A 16,936-nucleotide genomic window follows, 5' to 3' on the forward strand; every position below is an offset into this window, starting at 1 on the left:
TATTAACGAAAACTTGTGGCAAATAAATTTTTGGTTAAACTGCTTGTTGCATTGTCGTTGGGATATCATTAAAGATAAACAGGAAGTTCATATTAAAGAATAAAAGGTCAAGGTTATGAGTAATCATAAAAAATATCAGATTTTTGTTAGTTCAACATTTACTGATTTGATTGCTGAAAGGCAATCTGCGGTTGAAGCCATTTTAAAGGCAGGTCACATTCCTGCTGGTATGGAATTATTCACATCATCAAATAAGAGCCAATGGGAAGTAATTAAAAGATGGATTAACGAATCAGATATTTATATGCTTATTTTGGGTGGAAGGTATGGTTCTATGGAGCCAGAATCAGGTAAAAGCTACACACAATTAGAATATGAATATGCACAAGAAATTGGCAAACCATTATTCGCAGTCGTTATGAATAACGAAGCGAAAAAAGAATTGAAAGCAACTCAAATCGAAACAGAAAATCCTGAAAAACTAGAAGAATTTAGAAAAACAGTCTTAGATTTCATGTCTGCTTTCTTTACTGATACTAAAGACATCAAACTAGCAATTCACGAGAGCTTGAATGATATCATTAGAGATAATCAATTAGTAGGTTGGGTGCGTGGAAATAGTCAAAATGAAAATATTGCTGAAGAATTGGCTTTACTTAGTGAAGAAAACAGGAAGTTAAGAGAAGAAAACACTAAACTAAAAGATGATGAGACTAAAAGATTACCTAAAATTTCTATTTTTATCAATGATAATGAACAATTAGAATTTTCATTTGACACTTCAAATTTTAATTATTATGAGAAACAAAAACCAATTCAAAATGTACCTAGCCATCTTCTGAATTTCGTAAATCAAAAGGAAATTGATGATTACAATCATAGCTTAGAAAAGCTTGATAGTGACTTAATTACTAACGTCAATTTCTTTCTAAAGAAATTATTTTTGATTAAAAACTCCCGCCAAAAACTAAGTTTAAGTATAAGAAATATTGGAAATATAAAAGCAACCAGCATAATAGTAAAAGTTAAGTTTCCCAATACTGTAGAGATATTTGAAGACGATAATGAACTGGAAGAAGAAGAAAATTTTATTAGTAAAATATTAGAAAAATCAGTTCCTTATTTGAATCGTAATTTGTTAGATGAAGCTAAAGAAAAATATGAAAAGCATTTCAGAGAGGCACAAATGCCTTTGGCGAAGCAAATGCGGAATTTAACTAATCAACAAGAATTTTTCCTATCTAATGGTTATGAAATTCCAAGTTCGATACTTCCCAATTTTAAAAGTAGCAATATCGAAAAGGTTAAAGATAATGAATTACATATTTTTATAAACGAATTAATTCATGAGGATAGTACAGAATTTAAGGATTTAATTTTAGTTCCATTACATGAAGGTGAAGGGAATATTGAAATTTATATACATTGTGCTGAATATGCCAAAAGCGTTAGTTTAACCATGCCCATAATCATTAGTAAATTAAATATTAGCAACTAAAATGAAAAATTTAAAAAAGTTTGATGGACAATCAAGATTAATAACCACAATAATTCACTACGACCATACTAAAAAAAGTCAAAAAGATTTTAATCATACCCATTTAGCCAGCACCCACTCAACCAACAGCCAGCTGATTGAGTGGATAGTGCTCAGTTATCAAGCACAGTCGCCCACCGACCATAACCGACCGCATTTTAGCCGCCCCCATTTACTCACTGCTGATACCCAATCAGGCGGACGTGGTCAACATGGCAGAACATGGCAATCACCGCTAGGCAATGTTTATTTATCGCTGTATGTGCCGACACAAGCCTATGCTTGGCAGCAAAATCTTTGCTTATCTTATCGATTAGATGGTCGCTTGTCATTGTGCGTGGGTTATCAGCTCAGTCAAATCCCTATCATAGAACACATCAACCAAACAAGACTGGCAAAGCATTTGCCAACCATTGGTGTCAAATGGGTGAACGATGTGGGTTTTTATCAACCACAAGCCAACCTACCTGACCAATTTCAAAAACTCTCGGGTATTTTGATAGAGCCAGTCAATGTCGCAGGTCACATGCTAGGCATCGTTATCGGTGTGGGGGTCAATATTGCCCATGCCCCTGTGCTGACCGAGCAAACCCAAGAAGGCTTAAACTACCAAGCGGTAAGCCTGCAAGATTTGACAGCGCAGCGCTTACAACCCCGTGAGTTTTATCAGCCCGTTCGCGATGCCATAACTAATGCGATTGGGCAATTTAATCAGCTGCAAGCGGCTGAAGCGAGCCAACAATTTATCCATGATTTTGCCCAAAAAGACCTATTAAAAAACAAGTATTTGCAAATTCATAACGCCTTATCTGAGCAATCAATCACAGGCATTGCAGCAGGTATCGATGCGCAAGGCTGTCTACTCATTGAGCAAGCAGATGGCAGCATACAAACGATTTGGACAGGCACCATTCAAGTTTTGGATTCAGCCGTTTCATCGTTGCAGGCAAATAAACACAAATAAAGCATCCCATTCAAAGGCTATTATTTATGACAAAACTTTGGCTAGACTTGGGTAATACCCGCTTAAAATATTGGCTCACGGACGATAGCGGTCAAGTGCTCGATCATGCGGCTGAGCAGCATTTGCAAGCGCCTGCCGAATTGCTCAAAGGGTTGACCTTTCGGCTTGAACGACTCAATCCTGATTTTATCGGGGTGTCATCCGTGCTCGGACAAGCCGTCAATAATCACGTTGCAGAAAGCCTAGAGCGATTGCAAAAACCGTTTGAATTTGCCCAAGTCCATGCCAAGCACGCGCTGATGTCGAGCGACTATAACCCCGCCCAACTTGGCGTTGACCGCTGGCTACAAATGCTCGGCATCATCGAGCCTAGCAAAAAACAATGCGTTATTGGCTGCGGCACTGCCGTGACCATTGATTTGGTCGATCAGGGTCATCACTTGGGGGGCTATATTTTCCCCAGTATCTATTTGCAGCGCGAGTCACTATTTTCGGGAACGCGCCAGATTAGTATTATTGATGGCACTTTTGATAGTATAGATTCAGGCACCAATACCCAAGACGCGGTGCATCATGGTATTATGTTATCCATTGTCGGGGCCATCAATGAAACCATTCATCGCTACCCTCAATTTGAAATCACCATGACAGGCGGTGATGCCCATACTTTTGAGCCGCACCTATCAGCCAGCGTGGAAATTCGGCAAGACTTGGTATTGGCGGGACTACAGCGTTTTTTTGCCCCTAAAAATAACACTAAAAATCAAAACTAAAAACCAGAAATAAAATTAACCGTTAAGAAAAAAGGAAATTACTGATGAAAAAAATCATTCAAACCACAAGTATCGCCTTACTCACTACGAGCCTATTAACCGCCTGTATGACTGCGCCCACCTTGCCCGCCAAACCAACGCCTTCAACAGTCAACCAGCCAGCCAATGCCACTCGCACGGTCACGCTTGCACTGGGTCAAAACATCTTTGTTAAAGAACACCAGCTAAATCTGACTTTTGATAAAGTGCTCAATGATAGCCGCTGTGCCACAGGCGTACAGTGTATTTGGGCAGGTAATGCCACAGTAGCGGTCACGGCTATGACTACCACCGCTCGCCCACAAACCCTCAACCTATCGATTGGGGATTTGCGCGGTGACTTGCGCCAAACACAGCGTTTTGCCAATATGGATATTACTCTGACTGCGCTATCATCCAAGCCTGTGTCCAGTCAATCTGCTGCCACGTCAATGAGCAATGTGCCTACTATCACCTTGACGATTCAGCAAATTCCTTGATTGTTATATCCCTAAAAAAGTAATAAAAAAAAGGGGTTAATTACCCCTTCTTTTATACCCAATCAGTGATTTAAACCGTTGCCACCATCGGGGCTTCACGTTCAACTTTTAATTTCAAAATGCGCGATGTTGAAGTTTCTAGAATGGTAAACTTATAGGCACCGATATCAATGGTTTGATTGACTTCTGGGGCATCGGTCAGCTGCGAAATCAAATACCCGCCAATGGTGAACTGATCGGCATCGAGTAGAAAATCTGGATCGTCAAGCTCCAAACGTAGTTGGTGCAAGCTTGCGGTACCTTCCACTATCCAATAATCGTCATACGGGATAATTTCTAAAGTTTCATCTTCATCAGGGAACTCACCTGCAATCGCCTCTAGCACATCAAGCGGTGTCACTAGCCCTGCGACTTGACCATATTCATCAATCACCATCGCCAAATTACCTTTGGCTTTTTTAAGCATATTGAGCAGTTTTAGATTGTCAATGCTCTCTGACACAAACACAGGCTGCTGCTTGTTAAGTAAGGGTTTAATGGCGGTTTCAATATCTGCGACATTGTTATCAAGCAAATCCAAAAAGTCTTTGGCGCGTACTACCCCAAGCACTTTATCAATGGTATCTCGGCACACAGGGAACAAGCTATGCGGCGTATCAAGCAATTGCGCGCGCATTTCTTCGCGGCTACCGTTGATATTGACCCAAGAGATATCATTGCGCGGCGTCATGATGGTATGTACATCGCGCTCATTGAGCGCTAGTACGCCACTAATCATATAACGCTCTTCTTGCGCAAATGGCATACTATCAAAATCAAAATGTTCTGAATTATTCTCTGGGGTAACCGCTTCTTCGGTTTTACCACCCATTAAGCGTAAAATCGCATCCGCGGTACGGTCACGAATCGGAATTTGATTTTCATATTTGGTTTTATTGCGTTTGGCTACTTGGTTAAACGCTTCAATCAAAATTGAGAACGCAATCGCCGCGTACAAGTAACCTTTTGGCATATGAAAGCCTAGTCCTTCAACAATCAAACTAAAGCCAATCATCAGTAGAAAACTTAAACACAAAATCACCACGGTTGGATGACGACCGACAAACTCGGTGAGCGCTTTAGAGGCAGCCACCATCAATGCCATGGCAATGATCACTGCCGCCATCATGATTTCAAGGTGTTTTGCCATACCTACAGCGGTAATCACCGCGTCAAACGAGAACACCGCATCTAAAATCACAATCTGTGCGACAACCGCAATAAACCCTGCTTGCACTTTACTTTGGTTGGTATGCTCAGGTTTTCCTTCTAGCCGCTCATGCAACTCCGTAGTTGCTTTAAACAGCAGGAACACCCCGCCTACCAATAAAATAATGTCGCGAACCGATAAATCAAAACTTCCTAATGTGAGAACAGGATCGGTTAAGGTAATGAGCCATGACATAATCGACAATAAGAACAGCCGCATGACCAATGCCAAGCCAAGACCTAAATTTCGGGCTTTAGCGCGCTGATGCGGCGGGAGTTTATTGGCTAAGATGGCAATAAAGACAAGATTATCAATACCTAAAACAATCTCAAGAATGACAAGCGTCGCAAGGCTTAGCCACGCTGACGGGTCAGATAGTAGTTCTAACATAGTGGGTCAGTTATTCTCTTGTTATGAGGGGCAAAAAATAAAAACAGCAAAAACGAAAAATCAGCCGTTACCTTAGCAAATCATAGCAAAAAATCAATGACAATTTGTGTCTGCTTTTTTAGATGGCATGCCAATTGTGCCAATACAACACTTGGTCTTTAACCTTACCTACATACTGCATCCACTGACATTGCAGAAAAATATACTGATCGGTCATTTCATTTGATTCACAAATTCTTGATTTAGGTTAAATTAATCCATAGGACAGCGAAACTTCATTATGACTTTACAAGGATCAGTATATGTCAAATCATCGCTTTATGCGCCGTGCCGCCAAAGGATTGCTTTTTTCTTCCATCGCATTTTCTGCGTCTTCTTATGCCTCAAGCTATTACAACTGTGCCAATGCCACTGGCTGTGTCGCAGTCACTTCCCTCAATGCCACCTCAAATTTTGCAAAAACCAAATACCCTATCGTACTTGCTCATGGGCTTGGTGGCTGGAGCAAAATGTTTGGTTTGGTCGATTATTTTAATGGCATCCCTCAAGATCTCACCAAAAATGGCGCAAGCGTATATGTGACCAAGACATCAAGTGTCAATGACACCGAAGTGCGCGGTGAGCAGCTACTCCAACAAGTCAAAACCATCATTGCAATCACCGGCAGCCCAAAGGTTAACTTAATCGGTCATAGCCACGGTGGGATTGATATTCGCTATGTCGCGGGGGTTGCGCCATCGCTAGTCTCGTCTGTGACGGCGATTTCTAGCCCTGAGCAAGGCTCAAAAATGGCGGATTGGACAGTCAAAATGGTGACTGAAGGCAGCGCGGCTGATGGCTTACCCGCTGGCGAATTTAACACCGCCTCTTTAATGGCAATCAAGTTTTTTGAATTGGTGGGCGGTGTGATGGACATCGGATCTGGCGTGCCACTCAATCAACTGCAGCAGCAAGATGGCTGGGCAGCCGTCAATTCACTCACCACCAATTATGCGGCCAAATTTAACCAAAAATTCCCTGCAGCCATGCCGACCAGTTATTGTGGATACCCAAAAAACACGGTGGTCAATAATGTACGTTATTACTCATTTAGTGGCGCCCAAACTATGACCATGCTTGTCGATCCGTCTGATACGGTGTTGGGGTTGACGGGTTTATCATTCAATGGCGAAGCCAATGATGGTCTTGTCTCACCCTGCTCAAGTCGTCTCGGTGAAGTGATTCGTGATAACTATAAAATGAATCATATGGATTCAGTCAATCAGGTATTTGGCATTGTCAGTTTGCTAGACACCAATCCATTGACTGTCTATCGCAACCAAGTCAATCGCTTAAAAGGTCAATCGTTGTAAGCTTATGCCTATGGTTCCTTCAAACAACCCTAACACAAACCAACGACCGATAAACTGGCTAATAATCGTATTAGCCAGTGGCATCATCGCATTATTGATAGCCTGCATCCTGTGGTTAAAACCTAAGGACGCTGTCAAAACAGCCAATCCTTTGCCGCAGGATGCTGCCAGTACCAGTCCATCTAGTGGATTGCCGTCCCATCAAACCGCAACGCTCGCCAATGCGTCCTCCATCACCGCGAACGCTAACCCCCTGCCCATATCACTGGCCACATCGCTGCCCAAATCACTACAAGGCACCCAAGTCGATGGCGAAATTATTATCGATGAAAACAAGCAATTGGTGGTGACCGCGGGTTTGCGCCGACTGTTTGATTATTTTTTGTCCGCACAAGGGGAAGAGCCCTTAACCCAGATTGAACAACGGGTGATTGCCTATATTCGTGAACATACGCCTGAGCCTGCCGCAAGCCAAGCGGTTAACATTTTTCAAAATTATCTCACCTATTTGACTGCTGTCAGCCAGCTAGATAAGCCTAAAGCACAGCAAAACCCCAATGTCAGCGCATTAGATTTATCTGCGATTAAGAACCAATTACGCGCAGTACAACAGCTGCAAGCCCGCTATTTTGACGCCAAAACCCGTGAAGCCTTTTTTGGGGATGAACAAGCCCTCAATGACTACAACATGACGGTCGTCGAAGCCAACCAAAACGCGCAACTGAGCAATGACCAGCGCCAAGCTATCATTGATAAGGCGCAAACCGCCTATATCGCCAGTGTTAAAGACCCAAATCTACAGACAAAGCTAACCGAGCAGCGCAATATTGACAAGTTATTAGCGCAAACGCAGCAAATGCAGCAGCAAGGGGCAACGCAAAGCCAAATCAATGCCATGCGTAGTCAATACGTCTCGCCTGAAGCGGTCAAACGGCTTGAGCAGCTTGACCAATCTGAAGCACAATTTGCGCAGCGTGTGGCAACTTATCAGACACAGTCTAACCAAATACTGAGCAAATTGGGTAATGTGCCGCAAGCACAACAACAAATTGTGGCGTTACAGCAGACGATGTTTACGCCTGAAGAACGGCTACGCCTAGATGTATTGACAAAGCAGCGTTAACTTCCCAGTTAAAATGAGTTAAACGCCCTGTTAAATTGCCATAAGCTGTTGAATTGCCACAGGCGCGTTTGAGCTTATTTTACACGGTAACGGGCTGAACGCGCGTGGGCATCCAAATTCTCTTCCACCGCCAGTATATCGGCGGTTTTTGCCAGCATTTGGCTACCTTGCTCGCTACAATAAATAATCGAAGATTTCTTTTGAAAATCATACACGCCAAGCGGTGAACTAAAGCGTGCGGTACCTGACGTTGGCAACACGTGATTAGGGCCAGCGCAATAATCGCCAATCGCTTCAGGGGTATAGCGACCCATAAAGATAGCGCCCGCATGGCGGACATCTTTGAGCATCGCTTCTGGGTCATCTACCGATAACTCCAAATGCTCAGGCGCAATGCGGTTAATCACCTCAATACCTTCTGCGCGGTCTTTCACCAAAATCAGCGCGCCACGGTTGGCAATCGCCGCTTTAGCGATGTCAGCTTTTGGCAAATCTACTAAGGCTTTTTCTATTTCCTGCGCAACTTTTTTAAGTAACGGCTCAGATGGGGTGACAAAAATCGCTTGCGCGACAGTATCATGCTCAGCTTGCGACAATAAATCCATGGCTAACCAGTCGGCTTTATCATTTGCCACACCTTCGGCATATACCAGTACTTCCGAGGGGCCTGCAATCATGTCAATGCCCACTTGCCCAAACACGGCGCGTTTGGCGGCTGCCACGTATTTGTTGCCAGGTCCTGTGATTTTATCAACTTGCGGGATGGTGTTAGTACCGTAAGCCAACGCTGCCACCGCTTGCGCGCCCCCAATGGTAAAGACTTTATCCACACCCGCCAAATAAGCGGCCGCCAATACCAAGGGATTTAGTTCACCATGAGGGGCAGGCACCACCATGATAATTTGCCCGACCCCTGCCACTTTTGCGGGTAACGCATTCATTAAGACACTCGATGGATAACTTGCCAGCCCACCTGGCACATAAATACCCACTTTATCGAGTGGCGTAACTTGTTGTCCAAGCGTATTGCCTAGCGCATCTTGATACGTCCAGCTTTCTTGCCGTTGGCGCTCGTGAAAAGATGTGACGCGCTGTGCCGCCAGTTCAAGCGCTTGCTTGATTGTAGGATTTAACCCATCAAATGCTTGTTTGAGCTTTTCTTGTGAAATCTCTAGCTCAGCAAAGGTTTTGGCAGGATGGTTGTCAAATTGTTGGGTCAGCTTTAACACCACCTCATCCCCACCCTGACGCACTTGCGCAATAATATCATCGACCGTAGCCAGTAGCGCTGGATCATTTACCGTTTCAAAAGCAAGCAGCTCTGTCAATTCCTGCTCAAAACTGGCTTGTTGGCTATTTAACAATCGCATGGTATTCCCCTAACAATAAAAAATGACTAACCCATAGCATAACAAATTTTTTCATGGATGAAAGCGGATTTTTAGCCTGCACAGCTTTGCCAACTCATCCAAATCGGCGCATCAAAATCAGCTAAACCGAGCAAACCCGTCACCACTTTTAGTTTTCGCCCAGTTAAAATTCGCCCAGTTAAAAAAAGACGTCTTAATAACGTCTTTTTTAATTTTCAATGTCTTGATTTTCCATGTTTTCATCTTTCATGTTTTAATCGGCATAGCCAGCTTCAATAATGCTGTAGATTGTCGAGTGCATACACAAAGGTTTGGATTTTCGCACCATTGTCAAGCGTGGCGGTTACTTCAATGCGCTGATAGGCTTCACCTTCAAACTCATCTAGCCGCGCCCAATGATTGGGTAAATCATCCGACGAAAACACCAAGCCCGCTATCATGTCGCCTTGTTCATCTGGGATGACTGCAGGAAATCCGAGCGCCGAGCCCCAGCCGCCATCTGGCATCAAATGCCCATGAATAGTCGCAGCTTGCCAACTGCCGTTGTTGATGGGTGTCATAATACTGTGGTTGTCGCGATTGGGCGCTAGTGTGCCATACACAAAAAGATGCTGCATCATGGTAATTTTTGAACCGTTACTGGGAATTATCAGCGATGCTTTGCTTGAAGCTTTCAATGATGGGCTCAAGCAGGGCAAATTTACGCTTATAACTGACCTGATTGACAATCAAACGCGAAGAGACTTGGCAAATCTCTTGGCGCGGCTCTAGACCATTGGCTTTTAAGGTATTACCGGTATCGACCACATCCACAATCAAATCACCCAAGCCTACCAATGGCGCAAGTTCCATGGAACCATAGAGTTTAATCACATCCACTTGTTCACCGCGACTGGCAAAAAACGCGCGCGTCACATTGACATATTTGGTGGCAATTCGAAGACGACGACTGGGTAATTGTAGCCCCACTTTACCTGCCGTCATCAAACGGCATTTGGCAATTTGTAGGTCAAGCAATTCATATAAATTGCTTGAGCCATGCTCCATCAGCACATCTTTACCCGCTACACCAAAATCTGCCGCCCCATGTTCCACATAGGTTGGCACGTCACTGGCGCGTAAAATCAAAATCCGCACGTCAGCATGCGTGGTCGGGAAAATAAGTTTACGTGATTCTTCGGGGTCTTCAAGTAGTTCGATACCTGCCTTTTTTAGCAAGGGTAAGGTATCTTTTAAGATTCGCCCTTTAGATAACGCTAAGGTAAGACCATTATAATTGGCATCATTTGCTTGTGTCATTGTCTTATACCTGTTATTCGCCTTTTACCCGCTCAATGGTGACGCCCAAGCCGCGCAGTTTATCTTCCACATACTCATAACCACGGTCAATGTGGTAAATGCGCTCGATACAGGTCTCGCCTTGGGCTGCCACCGCTGCCATTACCAGCGACATAGACGCGCGTAAATCGGTTGCAATGACAGGCGCGGCATTGAGTTTATCGACGCCTTGAACAACAGCGGTATGACCATCGACTTTGATATTGGCGCCCATACGTTGCAGCTCAGGGACATGCATGTAGCGATTTTCAAAAATATTTTCAATAATAGTACTGGTGCCTTCTGCAATACAGCAAACTGTCATGAGCTGGGCTTGCATATCGGTTGGGAAAGCAGGGTGTGGTAATGTACGGATATCAACGGCTTTTGGACGACCTGCCATTTTGACATTAATCCAGTCGCTGCCAACCGTGACTTGGGCGCCCATTTCTTCAAATTTTTTAAGCACAGATTGCATCAAGCTTGCTTCGGTTTTTTTGGCAGTCACTTCGCCGCCTGTCATCATGGCAAGCGCAAGATATGAGCCTGTTTCAATACGGTCTGGTACTACTGAATACTCACAGCCATTTAATTTGTCAACGCCTTCAATGGTCATATAAGCGGTGCCAATGCCTTCAATTTTTGCGCCCATTTTGACAAGCATATTAGCCAAATCAACCACTTCTGGTTCACGCGCACAGTTTTCTAGGTGCGTAGTTCCTTCCGCCAATGCCGCTGCCATGATGGTATTTTCGGTACCGCCAACCGTGACCATATCAAAGGTAAAATGACAACCTTTTAGCCGACTGCGTTTACCATCTTTGTCCAAAGGTGCTTTGGCTTTGACATAGCCATTTTCAACAGTGATGGTTGCTCCCATCGCTTCCAAGGCTTTTAGATGTTGGTCGACAGGGCGTGAGCCAATTGCGCAGCCACCGGGTAGCGACACTTCAGCCTGCCCAAAGCGCGCAAGCAAAGGCCCCAATACCAAAATCGATGCACGCATGGTTTTGACCAGCTCATACGGGGCATAGTAGCTATTGATGGTACTGGTATCGCAAGTTACCGTATCGCCGTTCTTTTCGATGGTGATACCCGTGCCCGCAATCAATTTGACCAAGGTATTGACGTCTTTGAGTGTCGGTACATTGTGCAGGGTGACTGGGGTTTCTGCCAAAATCATTGCCGCAAGCAAGGGCAATGCCGCATTTTTCGCGCCAGAGATGGCCACTTCCCCTTTAACTTGGGTGCCACCCGTGATTAAAAATTTATCCATGTGTTTCTCCTAAAAATGGCTTATTGCGCAGCTTGTTTGGCTTGCATCTCATGCCACTGGGCATAGGTCAACGCTTGGATATTGAGTGCATGGATTTCACCTGACGCAAATTTATCAGACACCAACCCCAATACGGCTTGTTGACGCGCGACAGCACGTTTACCCTCAAAGCTGTCATCCACCACGCGCACATCAAATTTGTTGCCTTGATTGGCGGCTTCGATTTTGCCACTCGGAAAATGGGGTTGTAGTAAAGTAATTAAATCTTGTGCGTTCATGGGAAATACCTAATAAAAGAGGGGTAAAATTATACTATTTTGCTGCGTAGCATAGCATAATTTTTGCTAAGTTTATACGTTATACAAAATGCTTAATTTACGCTAAAAGCGTCCTTAATCCATGTAGGCATGGGCATAACAGCCTGCCCTGCAACTTGAACGCCTTCATAACTTACCACATCAAAGCGAATATCAAAGTTATCAAATTGTGGATGCGCTTGTAAAAAAGCTGCGGTGGTTTTAATGATTTTGCGTTGTTTGGCGGGGGTGATACTGTCTAAACTTGTACCAAATTGGCTGGCTTTTCGTTGACGCACTTCGACAATGACGAGGCAAGGGGTTTTTTGTGTCAGCTCAAGCATCACCAAATCAAGCTCGCCCAAGTTTTTGTAGTGCCAGTTTTTGGCAAAAAACGTTAAACCTTGCGCTTCAAGGTAGTGTTTGGCGAGGGTTTCATAATAGTCGCCTTGGCGCTGTTTTGGGGCGGTGAGTTTCATTGTTGGGTTATTTTACTGTTGCAAAGGCTTTTTCTAAAGCGGCACAAGTTGGGTATTTTTGCTGTAATTTTGCCAAATAATAGGCTTGGTTGTTGTCGATAAAGCCATCCAAAATCCCTGCGTAGTTTTGACCAATCCCACATCGTTGCTGTTGTCGATTCCAACTGACGGGTATCACCAACGGCTTTTGTAAAATCAGCTGGTTGTTTTGACAAGTCAGCTTTGCCACACTATCAATGCGGTAATTATGCGGTTTACCCCCATCATAATAACTGGCTAATGCCACGACGATATCGTTGGATTTTAATGAGGTAATGGCAAAAACACTTTCAAAACGCTGCGCCGATGGCAAAATAAGCCGTTGACGCCACGTGCGAAATACCCAGTGATAATCAGTGAATTTTAAGCCAAAACCTTGCTTTGCTTGGCTTTCACGTTGCAATTCACCGCCTTTTTCGATACTGGCAATTCGTCCGACCAACACATCTGCAGGTATCGGTGGCATACAAGCCTCTGCGGTTGTAATTAAACTTACACTTAAAATAGCAAAGCAAATTGTTTTCATCACAAATCCTTTTTTCCGCAGAAAACCTTATAATACCACCAATATTTAGCAAAATTTGAGAAAATCATGCAGCAAAACGGCACACTCTATATCGTCGCCACCCCGATTGGTAATTTATCCGATATCACCGCCCACGCCATCGACTGCCTAAAAAGCGTGGCTATCATCGCCTGTGAGGACACCCGTACCTCGGGCAAACTGCTCAATCACTTTAACATACCCACCAAAACTTGGGCTTATCACGACCACAATGCCGAAGTACAGACCCCTAAATTAATTGAGATATTACAGTCAGGTCAAAATATCGCCCTTATCAGTGATGCCGGCACCCCACTCATTAGCGACCCAGGTTTTCGCTTGGTCAAAGCTTGTCATGAATTTGGGATTAAAGTCTCGCCGGTTGTCGGCGCCAGTGCTGCCATAGCCGCCTTATCGGTGGCAGGATTACCTTCCGATAAGTTTTATTTTTATGGCTTTTTGCCTGCCAAAACCGCAGGACGCCAAAGCGAATTGACTAAAATCAAGGATTTAACCGCTACGCTGATTTTTTATGAAGCGCCCCATCGTATTGTTGAGTGTATCGATGACATGATTACGGTGCTTGGCGACAATCGACAAGTGACGTTTTGCCGTGAGCTAACCAAAACGTTTGAAACCATTTATCCATCGACTTTGGGCGAATTAAAAGCGTTTGTGGCAAGCGATGCCAATCAGCAAAAAGGGGAAATGGTACTGGTGGTCGCTGGGGCAAATGAATTACAGAATAATGATAATGAGCACGATGCGTTGCTAAAACGACTATTGCAAGATTTGTCGGTGAAAAAGGCCGCACAGCTCGCAAGCGATATCACAGGCGCAAAGAAAAATGCTTTGTATGACAGAGCTTTACAATTACAACGGATAGTAGAATAAACGCTGATACTTTTCATCAGCGTTACCCCATCAAGCGATGAGAGATACTAGCCATCGCTAAAATCGCAACTACCACTAATCATTAGCACCAAACTAATTAGCGGCTGAAAGCTAAAACAACCTAAGACGCACTTTAGTTAATGCAAAAGAGTTATTTAATGCAAAAAAGCTGCGTGATTGTACCCAGCTTTTTTGGGTGGTTAATGCAAATGCTCTCCAATTAAGGCAACCAATTGTTCCGCGATTTTATCTTTACTGGCCTTTTCTAGTGTCACCCCTGCTGCTTTATCCCTAAAAAACACCGTCATGGCGTTATCATCACTGCCAAAACCGATATCGGTGCGGGATACATCATTACAAGCAATCATATCTAAGTTTTTGGCGTCAAGTTTGCCACGAGCATATTTTTCGATATCTTGGGTTTCTGCCGCAAATCCCACCACAAAAACCTCAGGGAATTCTTTGGCAATGGTCGCCAAAATATCAGGATTTTTCACCAAATCCAGTGCTATCTGATCTTGCGTTTTTTTAATCTTTTGCGGCACGACATCACGCGTGCGATAATCAGCGACCGCAGCCGTGGCAATAAAAATATCGGTCGCTGTGCTGCTAGGTTCGACTTCCATATCATTGCCAAATTCATCATGGTCATGATGGTGGTGATGGTCATGATGATGGTGGTCATGGTGGTCACGGTGGTGATCATGGTGATGGCATTCACATATATCGTCACTGGCGCATTGGCGAGCGGTCATTAGCATTTCTTCTGCCGATAACACATCGATACGATTGACCAGTAGTGGCGTTGGCATCGGTACTTTACCCCCAACGATTAAGGTTACCCTCGCGCCGGCATTGCGGCACGCTTTTGCCAGTGCAAAACCCATTTTACCTGTGGAATGATTGGATAGATAGCGCACAGGGTCTATGGCTTCAATCGTCGGACCTGCGGTGATTGTCACATTTTTACCCGCCAATACTTGTGGGGTGACTTGTCTTGCGATGAAATATTGCACATATTCAAGCAACTGCTCTGGCTCTGGCAATCTTCCCTCACCGATATCACCACAGGCTTGCTCACCACTGGCTGGATGGATGATTTCATAATCATAATCGGTTAATGTCTGCAAATTAAGTTTGACCGATGGATGTTGCCACATTTGCTGATTCATAGCAGGTGCCAGCAAAATCGGTGCCGTGGTGGCAAGGCAGACGGTAGTGAGTAAATCATCCGCTATTCCCATGGCCAGTTTAGCAATCGTATTCGCGGTAGCAGGGGCGATAATCAGCAAATCCGCCCATTTTGCCAGTTCAATATGCCCCATTCCCAGTTCAGCGGTCTCATCCAATAAGTCGATATGCACGGGGTTACCCGTTAAGGCTTGCAGCGTTAACGGTGTGATAAAAGCTTGTGCGCTTGCCGTCATAATAACACGGACGTCATAGCCATTTTTAATCAATAGTCGGGCAAACGAGGCGGATTTGTAGGCAGCAATACCGCCTGTGATACCAAGAAGGATATTTTTCATAAGATAAAAGCACTAAAAAATTTTGCCTATAGTAACAATTTTCTGCCATTTTAGGTATGATTAATCATCATTTATTAGGAAATGCCTATGGCAATCAAAGACTGGCACCAAGACGAGCGCCCCAGAGAAAAGCTACTGCAAAAAGGCGCTGAGAGCCTATCAGATAGTGAGATTTTGGCAATATTCTTACGCACAGGTACCAAAGACCAATCCGCTATCGAACTGGCTCGTGGCTTGATTGAAAAATTTGGCAGTCTCGCTCAGTTATTATCCGCGCCTAGTGAAGCAGTCATGGCGTGTCATGGTATCGGCATGGCAAAATACGCGCAGATTTTGGCAAGCCTTGAGATGGGCAAACGCTACCTTGCCAGCCAAGTCAAACAAGCCCCTACCCTTAACGCTAGTCAGTTGGTCAAAGACTATCTGACTACGCAGCTGCGACCGCTCAATCGCGAGGTGTTTGCAGTACTGTTTTTGACCAATCAACTTACCTTAATCCAGTATGAGGTATTATTCACAGGCGGTATTTCATCGTGCTCGGTGTGTGTACGGGAAGTGTTGCGCTGTGCGTTAAAATATGGGGCAAGTCAGCTTATTATCGCCCACAATCACCCAAGCACCTCTGCCACAGCGTCACAGGCAGATCTAGAGATTACCCGCAGTTTGGCAAGAGCGTGTCAGCTTGTCGATATGACTTTGATTGACCATATTATCGTGGGTCAAGATGGCACGCTTTCTTTACAAGAAACAGGCAAGATGCCTTAGCGTTTGACGCGGTTTTTAACCATTATTACCACCCAAATCATCATCAATACTAGCACATCAAAACTCAGCTGCATCATTTTTCCAAAGGTAAATTGAGGATTTATCACTATAAACAAAAACCCCATAAGCGCGAACCTATGGGGTTTTTTTAATCAGTATGATTAGTCACGGTCTACTAATTCAACGTATGCCATCGGCGCAGCATCGCCATCGCGATAACCACACTTGATGATACGCAGATAACCACCTGGACGCGCCTTGTAGCGTGGACCTAGTGTCGTGAATAATTTACCTACAGTCGCTTTATTACGTAAGCGGTTAAACGCTAGACGACGGTTAGCAACTGAATCTTCTTTTGCCAAAGTAATTAGCGGCTCTGCCACACGGCGAAGCTCTTTAGCTTTAGGAAGAGTAGTTTTGATGAGTTCATGTTCAAATAGTGAGTTGGTCATATTTTGGAACATGGCCTTACGATGGCTGCTGGTACGACCCAACTTAACTCCACTGTTACGATGTCGCAT

At 44.3% G+C, this 16,936-nt stretch carries 18 protein-coding genes; 8 read left to right on the plus strand and 10 right to left on the minus strand.

Annotation, left to right across the window (positions count from 1 at the left end):
• Positions 1–115: 115 nt before the first annotated feature.
• Genes AXE82_RS04170 through AXE82_RS04185 form a run of 4 tightly spaced genes read left to right on the plus strand, consistent with a single transcriptional unit; the run spans position 116 to position 3,792 of the window.
• A complete protein-coding gene (locus AXE82_RS04170; RefSeq protein WP_062331809.1) occupies positions 116–1,498 on the plus strand; it encodes a DUF4062 domain-containing protein in 1,383 nt (460 codons plus the stop codon).
• Between the two features lies 1 nt (position 1,499).
• Positions 1,500–2,501, plus strand: coding sequence for a biotin--[acetyl-CoA-carboxylase] ligase (locus tag AXE82_RS04175; protein WP_062331811.1), 1,002 nt, complete (start codon positions 1,500–1,502; stop codon positions 2,499–2,501).
• Between the two features lie 26 nt (positions 2,502–2,527).
• Entirely contained in the window at positions 2,528–3,274 is a 747-nt protein-coding gene (locus AXE82_RS04180; protein WP_062331814.1) for a pantothenate kinase, read from the plus strand.
• 44 nt (positions 3,275–3,318) lie between these two features.
• Positions 3,319–3,792, plus strand: a complete 474-nt coding sequence (locus AXE82_RS04185; RefSeq protein WP_062331817.1) for a hypothetical protein — start codon at positions 3,319–3,321, stop codon at positions 3,790–3,792.
• Positions 3,793–3,862: 70 nt separating this feature from the next.
• Here the strand turns inward: AXE82_RS04185 and AXE82_RS04190 are convergent, their stop codons facing one another.
• Entirely contained in the window at positions 3,863–5,431 is a 1,569-nt protein-coding gene (locus AXE82_RS04190; protein ID WP_062331820.1) for a TerC family protein, read from the minus strand.
• Between the two features lie 302 nt (positions 5,432–5,733).
• On the opposite strand from AXE82_RS04190, the gene AXE82_RS04195 reads away from it, so the two are divergent.
• Together AXE82_RS04195 and AXE82_RS04200 are read left to right on the plus strand one after the other, a co-directional pair.
• Positions 5,734–6,783 carry an esterase/lipase family protein gene (locus tag AXE82_RS04195; RefSeq protein ID WP_062331823.1) on the plus strand — a complete coding sequence of 350 codons (1,050 nt, stop codon included), beginning with the start codon at positions 5,734–5,736 and terminating at the stop codon, positions 6,781–6,783.
• A gap of 10 nt (positions 6,784–6,793) precedes the next feature.
• Complete coding sequence (locus tag AXE82_RS04200) at positions 6,794–7,906, plus strand: lipase secretion chaperone (RefSeq protein WP_062331825.1); 1,113 nt, start codon at positions 6,794–6,796, stop codon at positions 7,904–7,906.
• 74 nt (positions 7,907–7,980) lie between these two features.
• Here AXE82_RS04200 and hisD read toward each other — a convergent pair whose 3' ends face one another.
• The 7 genes from hisD to AXE82_RS04235 all read right to left on the minus strand — a co-directional run bounded on the left by hisD (position 7,981) and on the right by AXE82_RS04235 (position 13,209).
• The gene (gene hisD / locus AXE82_RS04205) at positions 7,981–9,276 is read right to left on the minus strand and encodes a histidinol dehydrogenase (RefSeq protein ID WP_062331828.1); all 1,296 of its coding nucleotides are present in this window, start codon (positions 9,274–9,276) and stop codon (positions 7,981–7,983) included.
• A gap of 272 nt (positions 9,277–9,548) precedes the next feature.
• Positions 9,549–9,896, minus strand: a complete 348-nt coding sequence (locus tag AXE82_RS04210; RefSeq protein ID WP_082741409.1) for a gamma-glutamylcyclotransferase family protein — start codon at positions 9,894–9,896, stop codon at positions 9,549–9,551.
• A 16-nt stretch (positions 9,897–9,912) separates the two neighbouring features.
• Positions 9,913–10,575: an ATP phosphoribosyltransferase gene (gene hisG, locus AXE82_RS04215; RefSeq protein ID WP_062331830.1), complete on the minus strand. Its 663-nt coding sequence runs from the start codon at positions 10,573–10,575 to the stop codon at positions 9,913–9,915.
• A 13-nt stretch (positions 10,576–10,588) separates the two neighbouring features.
• The gene (gene murA / locus AXE82_RS04220) at positions 10,589–11,869 is read right to left on the minus strand and encodes a UDP-N-acetylglucosamine 1-carboxyvinyltransferase (protein ID WP_062331833.1); all 1,281 of its coding nucleotides are present in this window, start codon (positions 11,867–11,869) and stop codon (positions 10,589–10,591) included.
• A 20-nt stretch (positions 11,870–11,889) separates the two neighbouring features.
• A complete protein-coding gene (locus AXE82_RS04225) occupies positions 11,890–12,147 on the minus strand; it encodes a BolA/IbaG family iron-sulfur metabolism protein (RefSeq protein ID WP_036594190.1) in 258 nt (85 codons plus the stop codon).
• Between the two features lie 92 nt (positions 12,148–12,239).
• Positions 12,240–12,644, minus strand: a complete 405-nt coding sequence (locus tag AXE82_RS04230; protein ID WP_062331836.1) for a YraN family protein — start codon at positions 12,642–12,644, stop codon at positions 12,240–12,242.
• A gap of 7 nt (positions 12,645–12,651) precedes the next feature.
• Complete coding sequence (locus AXE82_RS04235) at positions 12,652–13,209, minus strand: hypothetical protein (RefSeq protein ID WP_062331839.1); 558 nt, start codon at positions 13,207–13,209, stop codon at positions 12,652–12,654.
• A gap of 66 nt (positions 13,210–13,275) precedes the next feature.
• Between AXE82_RS04235 and rsmI the strand changes: the two genes are divergently transcribed.
• Positions 13,276–14,121, plus strand: coding sequence for a 16S rRNA (cytidine(1402)-2'-O)-methyltransferase (gene rsmI, locus AXE82_RS04240; RefSeq protein ID WP_062331842.1), 846 nt, complete (start codon positions 13,276–13,278; stop codon positions 14,119–14,121).
• 200 nt (positions 14,122–14,321) lie between these two features.
• Here the strand turns inward: rsmI and coaBC are convergent, their stop codons facing one another.
• A complete protein-coding gene (gene coaBC, locus AXE82_RS04245) occupies positions 14,322–15,650 on the minus strand; it encodes a bifunctional phosphopantothenoylcysteine decarboxylase/phosphopantothenate--cysteine ligase CoaBC (RefSeq protein WP_062331850.1) in 1,329 nt (442 codons plus the stop codon).
• Positions 15,651–15,737: 87 nt separating this feature from the next.
• Between coaBC and radC the strand changes: the two genes are divergently transcribed.
• Entirely contained in the window at positions 15,738–16,415 is a 678-nt protein-coding gene (gene radC, locus AXE82_RS04250; protein WP_062331852.1) for a RadC family protein, read from the plus strand.
• A 161-nt stretch (positions 16,416–16,576) separates the two neighbouring features.
• Here the strand turns inward: radC and rplQ are convergent, their stop codons facing one another.
• On the minus strand, positions 16,577–16,936 hold the full coding sequence (rplQ, locus tag AXE82_RS04255; RefSeq protein WP_036593417.1) for a 50S ribosomal protein L17: 360 nt from the start codon (positions 16,934–16,936) through the stop codon (positions 16,577–16,579).

Source organism: Moraxella osloensis (genome assembly GCF_001553955.1).
Taxonomy (GTDB): domain Bacteria; phylum Pseudomonadota; class Gammaproteobacteria; order Pseudomonadales; family Moraxellaceae; genus Faucicola; species Faucicola osloensis.

Bases quoted from the DNA above. Each gene is read 5' to 3' on its own strand.
- AXE82_RS04195 (WP_062331823.1), top strand. From the start codon at position 5,734: ATGTCAAATCATCGCTTTATGCGCCGTGCCGCCAAAGGATTGCTTTTT.
- hisD (WP_062331828.1), bottom strand. From the start codon at position 9,276: ATGCGATTGTTAAATAGCCAACAAGCCAGTTTTGAGCAGGAATTGACA.
- AXE82_RS04170 (WP_062331809.1), top strand. From the start codon at position 116: ATGAGTAATCATAAAAAATATCAGATTTTTGTTAGTTCAACATTTACT.
- AXE82_RS04180 (WP_062331814.1), top strand. From the start codon at position 2,528: ATGACAAAACTTTGGCTAGACTTGGGTAATACCCGCTTAAAATATTGG.
- AXE82_RS04230 (WP_062331836.1), bottom strand. From the start codon at position 12,644: ATGAAACTCACCGCCCCAAAACAGCGCCAAGGCGACTATTATGAAACC.
- AXE82_RS04175 (WP_062331811.1), top strand. From the start codon at position 1,500: ATGAAAAATTTAAAAAAGTTTGATGGACAATCAAGATTAATAACCACA.
- AXE82_RS04235 (WP_062331839.1), bottom strand. From the start codon at position 13,209: ATGAAAACAATTTGCTTTGCTATTTTAAGTGTAAGTTTAATTACAACC.
- coaBC (WP_062331850.1), bottom strand. From the start codon at position 15,650: ATGAAAAATATCCTTCTTGGTATCACAGGCGGTATTGCTGCCTACAAA.
- rsmI (WP_062331842.1), top strand. From the start codon at position 13,276: ATGCAGCAAAACGGCACACTCTATATCGTCGCCACCCCGATTGGTAAT.
- AXE82_RS04185 (WP_062331817.1), top strand. From the start codon at position 3,319: ATGAAAAAAATCATTCAAACCACAAGTATCGCCTTACTCACTACGAGC.
- AXE82_RS04210 (WP_082741409.1), bottom strand. From the start codon at position 9,896: ATGATGCAGCATCTTTTTGTGTATGGCACACTAGCGCCCAATCGCGAC.
- radC (WP_062331852.1), top strand. From the start codon at position 15,738: ATGGCAATCAAAGACTGGCACCAAGACGAGCGCCCCAGAGAAAAGCTA.
- murA (WP_062331833.1), bottom strand. From the start codon at position 11,869: ATGGATAAATTTTTAATCACGGGTGGCACCCAAGTTAAAGGGGAAGTG.
- rplQ (WP_036593417.1), bottom strand. From the start codon at position 16,936: ATGCGACATCGTAACAGTGGAGTTAAGTTGGGTCGTACCAGCAGCCAT.
- AXE82_RS04200 (WP_062331825.1), top strand. From the start codon at position 6,794: ATGGTTCCTTCAAACAACCCTAACACAAACCAACGACCGATAAACTGG.
- AXE82_RS04190 (WP_062331820.1), bottom strand. From the start codon at position 5,431: ATGTTAGAACTACTATCTGACCCGTCAGCGTGGCTAAGCCTTGCGACG.
- AXE82_RS04225 (WP_036594190.1), bottom strand. From the start codon at position 12,147: ATGAACGCACAAGATTTAATTACTTTACTACAACCCCATTTTCCGAGT.
- hisG (WP_062331830.1), bottom strand. From the start codon at position 10,575: ATGACACAAGCAAATGATGCCAATTATAATGGTCTTACCTTAGCGTTA.